The sequence below is a fragment of the Methyloglobulus sp. genome, from assembly GCF_046714055.1.
Taxonomy (GTDB): Bacteria; Pseudomonadota; Gammaproteobacteria; order Methylococcales; family Methylomonadaceae; genus Methyloglobulus.
The window spans coordinates 1-12,257 of sequence record NZ_JBKKBJ010000199.1; the positions used below are offsets into that span (position 1 = coordinate 1).

Annotated in this window: 11 protein-coding genes and 1 pseudogene; 1 reads left to right on the forward strand and 11 read right to left on the reverse strand. The window is 47.9% G+C overall.

The annotated features are described in order from the left end of the window. Positions 1 to 86 precede the first annotated feature (86 nt). The 11 genes from ACLQ6D_RS11725 to ACLQ6D_RS11775 all read right to left on the reverse strand — a co-directional run bounded on the left by ACLQ6D_RS11725 (position 87) and on the right by ACLQ6D_RS11775 (position 11,679). The gene (locus ACLQ6D_RS11725) at positions 87 to 242 is read right to left on the reverse strand and encodes a hypothetical protein (protein WP_411727473.1); all 156 of its coding nucleotides are present in this window, start codon (positions 240 to 242) and stop codon (positions 87 to 89) included. A 52-nt stretch (positions 243 to 294) separates the two neighbouring features. Beyond that, complete coding sequence (gene tldD, locus ACLQ6D_RS11730; RefSeq protein WP_411727474.1) at positions 295 to 1,734, reverse strand: metalloprotease TldD; 1,440 nt, start codon at positions 1,732 to 1,734, stop codon at positions 295 to 297. A gap of 286 nt (positions 1,735 to 2,020) precedes the next feature. After that, entirely contained in the window at positions 2,021 to 2,608 is a 588-nt protein-coding gene (bamC, locus tag ACLQ6D_RS11735; protein WP_411727475.1) for an outer membrane protein assembly factor BamC, read from the reverse strand. A 1-nt stretch (position 2,609) separates the two neighbouring features. Next, entirely contained in the window at positions 2,610 to 3,428 is an 819-nt protein-coding gene (locus ACLQ6D_RS11740; protein ID WP_411727476.1) for a carbon-nitrogen hydrolase family protein, read from the reverse strand. Between the two features lie 21 nt (positions 3,429 to 3,449). Further along, a complete protein-coding gene (locus ACLQ6D_RS11745) occupies positions 3,450 to 7,286 on the reverse strand; it encodes a YhdP family protein (RefSeq protein WP_411727477.1) in 3,837 nt (1,278 codons plus the stop codon). A gap of 46 nt (positions 7,287 to 7,332) precedes the next feature. Beyond that, positions 7,333 to 8,787, reverse strand: a complete 1,455-nt coding sequence (gene rng / locus ACLQ6D_RS11750) for a ribonuclease G (RefSeq protein WP_411727478.1) — start codon at positions 8,785 to 8,787, stop codon at positions 7,333 to 7,335. Further along, entirely contained in the window at positions 8,784 to 9,359 is a 576-nt protein-coding gene (locus tag ACLQ6D_RS11755) for a Maf family protein (RefSeq protein ID WP_411727479.1), read from the reverse strand. Before ACLQ6D_RS11755 ends, rng begins: the two co-directional genes overlap by 4 nt. Beyond that, positions 9,359 to 9,826: a 23S rRNA (pseudouridine(1915)-N(3))-methyltransferase RlmH gene (rlmH, locus tag ACLQ6D_RS11760; RefSeq protein ID WP_411727480.1), complete on the reverse strand. Its 468-nt coding sequence runs from the start codon at positions 9,824 to 9,826 to the stop codon at positions 9,359 to 9,361. Before rlmH ends, ACLQ6D_RS11755 begins: the two co-directional genes overlap by 1 nt. A 160-nt stretch (positions 9,827 to 9,986) precedes the next feature. After that, a complete protein-coding gene (locus tag ACLQ6D_RS11765) occupies positions 9,987 to 10,895 on the reverse strand; it encodes a LysR family transcriptional regulator (RefSeq protein WP_411727481.1) in 909 nt (302 codons plus the stop codon). 222 nt (positions 10,896 to 11,117) lie between these two features. After that, positions 11,118 to 11,345: a type II toxin-antitoxin system RelE/ParE family toxin gene (locus tag ACLQ6D_RS11770; protein ID WP_411727483.1), complete on the reverse strand. Its 228-nt coding sequence runs from the start codon at positions 11,343 to 11,345 to the stop codon at positions 11,118 to 11,120. A gap of 49 nt (positions 11,346 to 11,394) precedes the next feature. After that, positions 11,395 to 11,679, reverse strand: coding sequence for a type II toxin-antitoxin system Phd/YefM family antitoxin (locus ACLQ6D_RS11775; RefSeq protein WP_411727482.1), 285 nt, complete (start codon positions 11,677 to 11,679; stop codon positions 11,395 to 11,397). Positions 11,680 to 12,018: 339 nt separating this feature from the next. Between ACLQ6D_RS11775 and ACLQ6D_RS11780 the strand changes: the two are divergent. Next, positions 12,019 to 12,257: pseudogene (locus ACLQ6D_RS11780) on the forward strand (IS1595 family transposase); the annotation flags it as partial.

Here is a 12,257-nt window from a genome sequence, read left to right on the forward strand (position 1 = left end):
GCATTCCCGTCGGCACACGCCCCCGCCCCCCGCCAACACCGCGCGATACCGGCCTGCAATCGGCGGCCTACCCCGATTGCGTTTTATCATGGGCTAATCCCAGCCGTTGCGGAATAACTCTCGCGTGTGGTTGAAACAGTACGCCCCAAGCTCCCTGCCATCCACGATGGCTTGAAGCCCAAGGCCAACTGCGTTTGTACCAAACTACGCTCTTCTATACTTAATTGCTGGTATTTTTCCATGCAACATTTCCCTTCGAAAAATGTTGCACTTCAATTTTGAGCATTCCCTGTCTTAAACACCCGTCCCACCTACGGTTATGCCATCAATCTTGATCGTAGGCTGGCCGACACCGACAGGTACGCTTTGGCCGTCTTTACCGCAGGTGCCAACGCCGCTGTCCAGTTCGAGGTCGTTACCCACCATGGACACTTTGGTCAATACTTCAGGGCCGTTACCGATCAAGGTTGCGCCTTTAACCGGACGGGTTATTTTGCCGTTTTCGATAAGATAAGCTTCACTGGCTGAAAATACAAATTTGCCGGAGGTAATGTCCACTTGACCGCCGACAAAATTCTTGGCGTACAGGCCTTTTTTGACGGACTTGATAATGTCTTCGGGATTGTCCTGTCCCGGCAGCATGTAGGTATTGGTCATGCGCGGCATGGGCAAGTGTGCATAGGATTCGCGGCGGCCATTGCCCGTTGGCTTAACGCCCATTAAGCGGGCATTGAGCTTGTCCTGCATATAGCCCTTAAGGATGCCGTTTTCGATCAATACGGTTTTTTCTGTGGGCGTACCTTCATCGTCAATGCTGAGAGAACCGCGCCGTCCTTGTAAGGTGCCATCATCCACAACGGTGCATAAATCGGAAGCGACGCGCTCACCGACGCGACCGCTAAATGCCGAGGTGCCTTTGCGGTTAAAATCACCTTCAAGCCCATGCCCGATGGCTTCGTGCAACAAAATGCCAGGCCAGCCCGGACCTAAAACTACGGTCATGTTCCCGGCTGGGGCTTCCCCTGCTTCAAGGTTAACCAGCGCTTGCCGGACGGCTTCACGGCCATAATCCAGCGCGGTATCTCCATCAATAAAATAGGTATAGTCGGTACGTCCGCCGCCGCCCATGCTGCCTTGTTCGCGTTTGCCGTTTTCTACTACGATGACAGAAACATTCATACGTACCAGAGGCCGCACATCGGCAACCAGCGAACCATCCTGACTGGCGACCAAGATGCTTTCATGGACACCCACCAAACTGACGATCACTTCTTCAATTCGGCTGTCCAGTTTGCGGGTTTCCGCATCCACCTTGCGTAATAGGTCTATTTTTTCTTGGTCAGCCAGCGATTTCAGAGGGTTAGCCATAACATAATAGTGCGGCCAACTGGCTGTTTTCGGCAAACCCACTTGCGCCTCCTGGCCTAGTCGGACGATCGCCTTTACATTATTTGCCGCTTCCAGCAGCACGGGCAGTTCAATGCGGTCGCTATAAGCAAAGCCAGTTTTTTCACCCGCCACCACCCTTACGCCTGCCCCTTGCTCAATATTGTGGCTACCTTCTTTTATGATACCGCCTTCCATAACCCAGGATTCTGAATGGCTGGCCTGAAAGTAAATATCGGCAGCATCGACAGGAACGTTGAGCAGCTGGTTCATGATTTTTTGAATATCACTATCCTGCATCCCGGTGGGCGTGAGAATCGTTTGTCGAGCAAGGCTTAGTAGTTCCATTAATAATCAATGAGTTTTGGGGAATGTTAAATGCATTTATTTGTATCAGCCCAGATCGACCCGCATTCGAACGAGGCAGTGAAAATATTATCCAAATCAGGATAAAAAATTATTTACCACAGAGGACACGAAGAAAATAATTTTATTCATTCAAACTATTGAAACCTTCGTGTTCTCGGCAAACGCTCCTGCATTGCCCTACCTCCTGCATCCTTGCAGTCGTCTGTGTTCTTCGTGGTTATTCTTTAGATTTATGCTAATAAACGACTTTCAAAGTCCCGAACACTTATTCGTCTTTTACGTTATCGTGCAGGGTGTCATACAGCAATTCCAATAGTTTTGATGATTTATTTTCAGAATAATCGGCAAAGCCATCTTTAAGGCTTCCCGAGTCACCTTGCTCGTCCTTGCTTGCCAAACTTGCAGTCACCCTGGTTTCTTCGCCTTGAGATTCAACTTTCAAGAGATAAGTCGATTTGTTCTGCACATCGTCGAATAGTGAGGTGGCGCTACTTAAAAAGCTACCGCCATTATAGGCGACATAATAAAAGCCTTTACTGCGGTCTTGGTCAGTCACTTTAAGGTCATTGTGTTGAATCGCACGGCTCAATAGACTCCAGGTTTCATCAAAGCTTCGTTTGATTTTTAGTTCCGGTGGTGAACCTTCGACTATGTAAACATCAGGGCCGAGACCCTTTCCATGCCGTCTTTTTGGGGGTTCAATCTCGTTAGTTGCCATCTGTTCAGCCGCTTGCTTGTCGATGGGCAGTTCAGGGGGGCGTTCAAGGTTGGCGTTATCCTGATAACGGGAATTACCCGTAGTGGCGCACGCAACCAACATCAAGGAAATCAGCAGAATGGTTACGATCCGCATATTAATCACAGTTAAAGCGCCGGTGATTGAGAACAGGAAAAGCGCTGCGCACTTTAGCTAGCTTTTCAAGGTCGATATCCGCAGCGACAAACCCAGCGCCGGTCTTATAGCAATCCAGCACGACACCCCAAGGATCAACAATCATACTATGCCCGTAAGTTTTGCGGCCATTGAGGTGAAAACCGCCCTGGTTAGGCGCTATCACGTAACATAAGTTTTCTATGGCGCGCGCACGGAGCAGCACTTCCCAATGCGCAGATCCCGTCTTGGCGGTAAATGCGGATGGAATCACCAGGATTTCCATACCTTGCGCCACCATTTTACGGAAATACTCAGGGAAGCGCAGGTCGTAACAGACCGCGATTCCCAGCTTGCCAAACGGTGAATCCAGCACTAGTAAATGGTCGCCCCGCTCTATGCTGTCGGACTCCCGGTAGACTTCATCGGTACCCGGCACATTGACATCAAAGAGATGTTGTTTGTCGTAGCGGGCTACCTGTTCGCCCTGGCCGTTATAAATGACACAAGCCGCACGTACTTTATTAGCATTATCCCCCGCAATAGGGATCGTCCCGCCAATAAGCCACACCCCATATTTTTTTGCGGTAGTTGACAGAAATTTTTGGATAGGGCCCGAGCCATCGACTTCCTTTATCTTGACCTTATCTATTTCCCGGTCGCCCATCATGGCAAAGTTTTCCGGTAACGCGACCAATTTTGCGCCGATCTTAACCGCTTCAACAATCAGCTTTTCGGCTTCTAGTATGTTGGAACTGACATTAGGCCCTGATGCCATTTGTATGGCTGCACACTTGATCATTTTGCCTACCCTTAAATCTTGCTATTGTTTTTCTGCCCCTGCCCACGGAAAATCGGCAATACTGTTCCAGGTTTTTTGAAATATGCCATCATTTTCATGCAAAGAACTGATTTTTGCATCGTCCCAGCTACCTTTCACCAAATATTGCGTTCCGAAGAAAAAACCTTCCTGGTCTTTTCCCGTTAAAGTCTTACCGACCATAGCGGCTACCCTGCCAACAATTGTACCAGCAATGGGAAGGGCGTCTAAACTTTTGGGCACAACCTTGATGACATGATCGACTGTTTGCTTAACCAGATCGGTATCGCCAGTAATAGTGATCTTCGCGGGAACGGCATCAATCACCAGATTATCGGTTGTCGCCTTACCATTCAATAAGTCAAAATGTCCCTTGATGCTATTGAATGTCAAGCCTTCCTCATAAATATCACTGAAATCGAATTGTAGCCGTTTGAACCACTGTGCTACTGCCAGGATTCCCAAAAGTCGGCCAAATCCTGGTTCGATACTTAGTATACGTCCGCTATTCAAATTGACATCTAAATTCCCCCGCAAATCGGGTAACGACATTTGCCACGGCGCAGCATTCCAATTGAGCTTAAAATCAATCACGCCACTGGTACCGGTTAAATCTTTGGTAATATTGAGCTTATCCAAAAATTGGTCGGCCTTTTTCATATCAAGCTTACCGTAAAGATGGGTCGTCGAAGTTACGCCATTGTCTTTCCAGTCACCCGCCAACGCCAGTTTTTCGTCGGCCCCATCCAAGTCTAAGCGTTTTATAATCATTCCCTGTGGCGCACGTTCTGTTTCCAAAACCAATTGCCCCAGATTTTCAGACTGCCACAAAGTTTTTTTGCTATGGATATTAAGCAGCGGTTTGAATTCAAAATTAGACGAAGTATCCTGAAACTTTAGCTGCTTCAAGGCCGACATATTCAGCATTTCCATATCCAGGATAACAGGATCGGCACCTTGTGCTTCAACGGGAAGTTGAAACTTTCCTTTCGCGACCGTACTGTCTATTTCACCAGACCAATGACTGGGACTTCGTTTTAAAGCCAGATCAAACAAACCTAACCGCGTTTTTTTCCACAACGCGGACTTGCTATGTATTTTTATTTCGCTGATATCGAACCCAGACCCACTTGTCAGACCTTGGGCAAACGCTAAACCCAACCAATCCTGTAATGGCACAATCTCCCGGTTAATCTCCAATTTTATTCCCGGAGCCTGAGACAGCGCCACTTCGCCAATGCCAATTAAAACATGTCCGGAATTAATTTTTCGCTCTTTGGTATTAAGGCTGGCGGCTACTTTCAACTCATTGTTGTAATCCAATTCTATGGGCAGCGCCAGTTCGTCACTTAAACTGAATGTCAGCGAGGAAGGTTTTTTCTGGTCTTTGGTTTTAGTTAATGGGCTGGGGAGATGCAATGCCACTCCTTCCAAAGTCGATTTAATGCTCAACTGGAGTGGATTATTGTCTATATTAGCGCCGGGTTTTATTTGCAATTGAAGTTGATAAGCGCCCTCGCCTTCCGCAAGTTGCGATCCAGACCAATCAAACAGCTTTTCTATAACGCTGACCGTTGCCTTGCCGTCAACATTTATCAAGGTCTGGTGATCGGCCTGGGCAATATTCACTTGTATAGGATGCCCAAGTGCGTATGCTTGAATGGCGTCGCCATAAATACCCTGTTTATTGAATTTCAAGTCGCCATTTATTTTGTTTACTTTCATATTCAACCGGTTGACGGTTAGCTGTGCATTTTTCAACTGGGCATTGCCATCGACTTTAATTTCATGGCCTGCCCGTAAAGGGATCGTCAAATCAAGCGTGGCCTTGGTTCTCCCTTGTATGGTCGTATGAGTTATCAACGGGGTCACACGACTTGCCAGGGGCGATTGTTGAAGGACATTCAGGGCCTGACTTATTTCGCCTTGCCCTTCACCTTTGATGGTCAGTTGCTCGTCGACACCCAAACCGGAAATCAACATTTCAGCTTTGCTGATATCGACTTTACCAATCAGGCCATGGTTAAACGAACCCAGTATGTTATTTTGCTTAAATACCAACTCGCCATTGATGCCCGAAATGTGCTGCCATTCGGGATGATAGTTCAGCTCTACCTTATCAAGGTCTAGCTTGGCTTCAAACACGCCAGTGCCATCGGTGAATGGAAAGTCATTCGGCCTACCATAGAACAATAGATCGCCTTTTGTAACTTTACCGCCGACAAAAGCATTACTCAACCAAACCTTTAGCTCCTCATCCATGATTTGCGTTGGCAAATAAGCTGCGATCTGCCCCAGGTCATCGCCCTTAAATGCTGTTTGCAGGTCGATAAAAGGTTTTTCTTCAGTTTTAGGGATACGGACGAACAAACGGCTTTCACTTTGGAATGCAGCACAATCCAGCCCAACAGATTGGCTAGCTAAGTCCCATTGGTCTTCGGTTTGGCGCCAAGCCAAGATGCCTTTAACCTGATTGAACAGTAATGGCTTGTTGAATAAACGGGGGTCTTTAAAGCGTACATCCTGGCTGTCCAGCCCGACAACTCCCAGCTTGTCGCTACCCTTCACCTGACCGCTGATATTTTCCATTCCTGGCATGGAAAGCAATGGCTTAATGCTGATCGAGTCGAACCACCCGGCAACGGCAAAACTTTTCGTATTCGGCTCAGCATACAAAGAAAAGCCCCTTAAAATGCCGCTTACTTGGGATAGCCCCAAAACCTGTGATTGTTCATCGGTCAGTGGCGCAAAAAACTGTAATAGCTTCGATGCTTCCGCCAAATCAAGTTGTTTGGCATACATTTTAAATTTCTGAAACCCAGTGTCCGTGGCCTGTTCTCCAGCCATACTGACAACAGCATCCGGCCATTTTTTGCTGGGATTTTTGCTGGCTTCTGAAGATTCCAGTAAGAAACGGCTGACAGCCACAAACCACTGGCTATCCTTTAGCTGCCAGTTAAACTGGGTATCCAAACTGTTAACGGAGAAGCTGCCTTTCCCTTTCCGCGAAAAAACGGCTTGCCGTAATTGCGTATCGGCCTTAACTGAAACCAGTTTTGCCTGTTGCCATTGACTCCAGAGTTTAACATCGGCGGAACCGGTCGTCATAGAAATGCCAAAAGGCAGATAAGTGGAGACAAGCTCAGGAAGCTTGACATTATTGCCTTCAAAAAACAGTGTGCCCTTAATCTCCGAAGGCTCATCCGCCGCAGCCTCGAAATCTAAAACCATTTTTAAGCCGTCACCATATCTTTCCGGTAACTTTGTCAACATATTGATGCGATGGTGTTCGCCATCATTCATGATCGCCAGATTGACTGCCTCCAGCACTAAGGGCATCCCTCCTTTCTGCTTATCCTGCCAAGTAATTTGGCTTTGCAGGACTTCGTATTTACGTCCTTGTAATAACCATAGCGGACGGTCGTTGCCTGCCCTTAAGCCTTCAACCGCGAACTGCCCATCCTGTTTGCGATAGACCGAAAGCCTTGCTCCTACCAAGGTGATCCAGGAGGATGACAACACATCCTGGTTAATCAAGAATTCACCCAGGTTGATGCCTAAGCGAATTTCTTTAAGATGAATGGCAGGCTTTTCTGTGGTTAAGATAGACGCGATATTGATGTCCTTGAGCACCAGTTCGGGACTAATCCCGCGCATACTGGCACCCAAGCTACCCAGTTTTACCGGCGTTCCCACCAACACGCTGATACGGGTTTCTAAATTGATTTTATAGCTTTCAACGCCTTTTAGCACCAGCCGTACACCGCTGAGGGTGATTGCCGCCATTACCAAAGACCAGAAAATCAGATGCCGGGTTGCCCGTGTGACATGATGAATCATAATGGGCTAATTATAGACAATGTAGTCTTCAGGCAGTGAGGCAAAACTAAAGCAGCACCACATCATACTGTTCTTGATTGTATTCTGCTTCCGCCCTGAACTTGATCTGGACACCCAAAAATGTCTCCAATTCAGCCAGCATATCGGCCTCCTCATCGAGCAACATCTCCACGACGCTATTTGATGCCAAAACCAGTAACTTCTGCACTTTATATTGCCTAACCTCACGAATAATCTCACGGAATATTTCCAGGCACATCGACTCCGAGGTTTTTAGTACGCCCCGACCACCGCAGGCGCTGCACGGTTCGCAAAGAATATGCTCAAGGCTTTCCCGTGTCCTTTTACGGGTCATTTCGACCAGGCCCAGTGTTGATACCTCGGTAATTTTAGTCTTAGCCCGGTCTTTTTCCAGGCATCGCTCCAAGGCCTGTAGCACCTGTTTTTTATGGTCGTCACTTTGCATATCAATAAAATCAATAATGATAATGCCGCCCAGATTTCTCAATCTGAGTTGCCGTGAAATCGTTTGGGCCGCCTCTAGGTTAGTCTTAAAGATTGTCTCCTCCAGATTTTTGCCACCCACATAGCCGCCAGTATTGACATCAACCGTCGTCATCGACTCAGTCTGGTCAAATACCAAGTGCCCGCCCGATTTCAGGCTGACCTTGCGCTCCAAGGCTTTTTGGATTTCATCTTCCACGCTGTAAATATCGAATAAGGGGGAGTCTCCGGTATAGTGTTCAACAACCGACACTATTTCTGGGACAAATATCCCTGCAAACTCAACCAGCCGGTGATAAGTCTCCCTGGAATCTATCCTGACCCGTTCGATGCCCTCCTTGTACAAGTCCCTTAAAGTCCTTATGCTCAGCGGTAAATCCTTATGGATAAATTCCTTGGCTTTTGCCCCTGCAATCTTGGCGGATATGGATTCCCAAAGCTTTAACAAAAACGTCATGTCGGCGATCAATATCGGCTCTTCGACACATTCTGCCGCCGTCCTGGCAATGAAACCGCCGCATTTATGTTGCTTCCTGAACGCATCATGACAGGCTTTTAAACGTGTGCGTTCCTCTTCACATTCAATCCGCTGCGAAACGCCGGAATTGCTGGAATATGGCATATAAACCTGAAACCGGGAAGGAATTGAAATTTCCGTGGTGATTCTTGCCCCTTTAGTGCCCAAAGGATCTTTGACGACCTGGACGACAATATGCTGTCCCTCATGCAAATAAGATTCGATATTTTCCGAGCCTTTTTTTTCCAAATCCCTGGCGCACAAATCGGAAAGGTGCAGGAATGCCGCCCTGTCCAGGCCAATATCGACAAATGCAGCCTGCATACCGGGCAACACCCGGCACACTTCGCCTTTATAAATATTGCCTACCATTCCCCGACTACGGCTGCGTTCTATGATAAGTTCCTGCAATACGCCGTTTTCAATCACAGCCACGCGAGTTTCCGGCGGCGTGACGTTAATCAAAATTTCTTCACTCATAACAACAAATCGATTCCTTGTTTTGCCAAAAGTCCTGCGATTTCAAATAATGGCAAACCCACCACCCCGGAAAAGCTGCCGTTGATCGACTCGACAAATAAGCCGCCTAACCCCTGTATTGCGTAACACCCAGCCTTATCCACAGGTTCCCCTGTGTGCCAATAAGTTTCCATTTCGTAGGTCGCGAGTTTTCTGAAGGTAACCTCGGTGATACTTACCGCTTGCCAGTGTTGCTTTCCCCGCAATGAAATAGCCGTATAGACTTGGTGTGTCCTTCCAGATAAATGGGCAAGCATCGTTAACCCATCCTCCCGGTTTTTTGGCTTGCCCATAATCCAATCGTCTATGACAACAGCCGTATCAGCCGCCAGAACTGGCAAACGTGTCGTCAGTGTAGCCGCACATAAGGCCGATTTTTCAGCAGCCAGCCTTTGCACATAAGCCAATGGTTTTTCATCTGGGTACTGTGTCTCGTCAACATCAACAGGATAAGTGATAGCTATTACCTTAATTTGAGCGAGCAATTCTTTACGCCGGGGCGAGGCAGAAGCCAGGATGATTTGAGCGGGCATTAGCGATGGTAAGGGTGATTATGAAGAATACTCCAGGCACGGTAAAGTTGTTCGGCGACAATTATACGCACCAAAGGGTGCGGAAAAGTCAGCGGAGACAGGCTCCAGAACTCCCCTGCCCTGGACTTGACCGAATCGGCCAAGCCATCCGGCCCGCCGATCAATAAGGCGATATGTCTGCCGCTTTCCAGCCAATGGTTTAATGCTAGCGCCAGTTCCGGCGTTGTCCACGGTTTACCCGACAACTCCAAAGCCACGATATGCGCTCCAACCGGGATTGCCGTATTTATTCGTCCCCCTTCCTCTTTTATTATTCTTGCCACATCGCAGTTTTTGCCCCGTAGCCCAGGTGGAATTTCCTTGAGCAACAGTTCGCATTCACGTGGCAGACGTTTGGCATAATCATCATAACCCGTCTTTACCCAACTTGGCATGCGGTTACCTACAGAAATCAGATGTATTTGCATAGCAGGCAGAATACAGCCAACAACCTTGGGATGCAATCTGGGGGCAACACAAAAAGTAGAAATAGGGCAGGCAAGGCGGATTAGACGCGCAAATATCCGATCTATCCGTTTTGATTGTGCTATAGGCGCGGCGTAATCCGCCGAACTGTAAAGTTGCAGCTTATTCAGTACCTGCCATACCAGCCCTAGGTTCTAACCACTCCTGTAAAAAATCCAGGAATCCCCTGACTTTTGCTGACAAATACTTTCTGTGGGGATAAACGGCATGGATGTCCGATGGCGGCAAAGGATAATCTTCCAGCACCACTTTAAGCATCCCTTTTTCAATGTCGCTACCCACAATATAGATAGGCAACATCACCAGTCCCAAACCATTGAGCGCGGCTATGCGAATCGAGTGGGCGGCATTGGCCTGTATCCGTCCAGAGACAGTAATTAATTTTAATCCCGATGCCGTCTTGAACTGCCATATATGCCGAGGCGTAATAGCCCAATTAACCAGACAGCTATGGTCAGCCAAATCCTCCGGCGTTTTTGGAACCCCGCATTTCGCTAAATAGTCCGGAGAACCACACACGACCAAGGGCGAAGTCGCCAATCTTCTTGCCACCATGCTGGTATCATCCAGGACGCCCAAAAATATGGCGATATCTATGCCCTCATCAATCAAATCCCCTGGATTACTCTGCAAAACGATATCAATCTTGAGATCAGCATGAATTTTTAAGAACTCAACCACTGCCCGCGTAATATGGGTCGCGCCGATTACGGGTGGGGCGCTTATTTTCAAAACGCCCCGTGATTCTGTTTGTAAATGGGTGACTGCCGCCTCCATTTCTTCAATATCGAGCAGAACTTGCTGACAGCGTTCAAGATAAGACGCGCCTACGTCTGTCAAATTCAGGCTGCGTGTCGTCCTGTTAAACAATCTTGAGCCTAGGGATCCTTCAAGCTGCATAATGTGCTTGGTAGCCATCGCCCTAGAAATCCCCAGCTCGCGTGCGCCGCCAGCAAAACTGCCCGCTTTCGCCACGCGCACAAAAACAGTCATGCCAGTTAGTTTGTCCACTATAAAATCCTATACGATTAATATTTGCTACATAGTGCCATTTGTACAACTGGATTTATACAATAAGGCCGATTATTTTAGTGCTGTAGGTTGGGCAGAGCGGTAGCGAAGCCCAACATTCAAGGCTTCGTTTATGTTGGGCTTCATTGCATTCAGCCCAACGGATGCTGCGCTCACGCCGAACTCGTTCATAACCCAACATAATCCATTGCGGTTCGGGTCTTACAGTTTGAGCAATTGATGGCCTTCAAATACTGTCAATACCAGTATGCCGTCGTCACGAACGCGATAGACGATACGATAGTTGCCCAGAAATACTTCGCGTATGTCATTTTGATTAAATTCGGGTACGATGCGACCAGCCAGTGCTGTATCAGCGGCACTTCTGGCACGTTGCCTAAGTTTTGCGACCCATTTTTTGCCGTTTGTGGGTTGTCCTGGGCAATATATCCCTGAATGGCGATAAGGTCGTTAACCGAACGTTCGCTCCAGCGCAGCTTCATATCGTTGGCAAATCGCGCTCCAGAATTGTATCCAATTCTTCCTCATCGATAACCCGACCGGCCTGTTCGTCATTTAGGCCTTGTTGTACGGCAGAGATGAATCTGGACTGTGCATTGAGCCGATCAAACTCATTAGGCGACAACACCACGGCAGCCGGTTTGCCGTTTTGGGTAATGACAATTGCGCGATTGTTACTGTTGAGACTTTTTAATAGCCGGGAGGCATGGGTCTTGAATTGCCCCAATGGCAATATATCTTCGGAAATTTGTATATTAGACATGGTTATTGCTCGTAGTTGCCCTGAATTTAGGTCTGAATATAGGCTTTTTATTTGCCATAGGCAAACCTTTTTAATAACAGCGAGTAACCTGGATGGAGCTTGTGCGGAATCTGGGAATTCGTAACCCCGCCGTATTACGTTGCACTTCATACGGGCTACTTGCTGAAAATAGGTAAAGCACTGGAACAGTGTCAATGTAGAAACAACAAGGCCGGAACTACAACAAACCGTGTAGAAGTTAAGGTTATTCTTGTTACCTGAGAAAAAAAGAGTATAAGATAAACCAGATAATCACTTGTAAGGCAAATCAATCGAGTCTGACCCCATCTATTTGACCCCATCTATTTTGAGCACGCACGATGCACGATGGATCGATGGATGGATTGGATGGGATGGGGTAATGGCTTCGTCTGTCCCTACTGTCCCTACTGCGGGACGACTGGCGAACCCTATCGCCACTCCACCCGCCCTGGTGTCCTTTGTTGCAGGGGATGCCGACGCGAAACTCGCCTCACGGTCGGTACGGTCATGGAGCGCACGCACACGCCGCTCCCGGCCTGGTTCTGGGCAGCCTATCT

What these genes read in the sequence shown, in the direction of transcription:
- ACLQ6D_RS11740 (WP_411727476.1), bottom strand. Translation starts at nt 3,428, where the DNA reads ATGATCAAGTGTGCAGCCATACAAATGGCATCAGGGCCTAATGTCAGT.
- tldD (WP_411727474.1), bottom strand. Translation starts at nt 1,734, where the DNA reads ATGGAACTACTAAGCCTTGCTCGACAAACGATTCTCACGCCCACCGGG.
- bamC (WP_411727475.1), bottom strand. Translation starts at nt 2,608, where the DNA reads ATGCGGATCGTAACCATTCTGCTGATTTCCTTGATGTTGGTTGCGTGC.
- ACLQ6D_RS11755 (WP_411727479.1), bottom strand. Translation starts at nt 9,359, where the DNA reads ATGCCCGCTCAAATCATCCTGGCTTCTGCCTCGCCCCGGCGTAAAGAA.
- ACLQ6D_RS11745 (WP_411727477.1), bottom strand. Translation starts at nt 7,286, where the DNA reads ATGATTCATCATGTCACACGGGCAACCCGGCATCTGATTTTCTGGTCT.
- ACLQ6D_RS11725 (WP_411727473.1), bottom strand. Translation starts at nt 242, where the DNA reads ATGGAAAAATACCAGCAATTAAGTATAGAAGAGCGTAGTTTGGTACAA.
- rlmH (WP_411727480.1), bottom strand. Translation starts at nt 9,826, where the DNA reads ATGCAAATACATCTGATTTCTGTAGGTAACCGCATGCCAAGTTGGGTA.
- ACLQ6D_RS11775 (WP_411727482.1), bottom strand. Translation starts at nt 11,679, where the DNA reads ATGTCTAATATACAAATTTCCGAAGATATATTGCCATTGGGGCAATTC.
- rng (WP_411727478.1), bottom strand. Translation starts at nt 8,787, where the DNA reads ATGAGTGAAGAAATTTTGATTAACGTCACGCCGCCGGAAACTCGCGTG.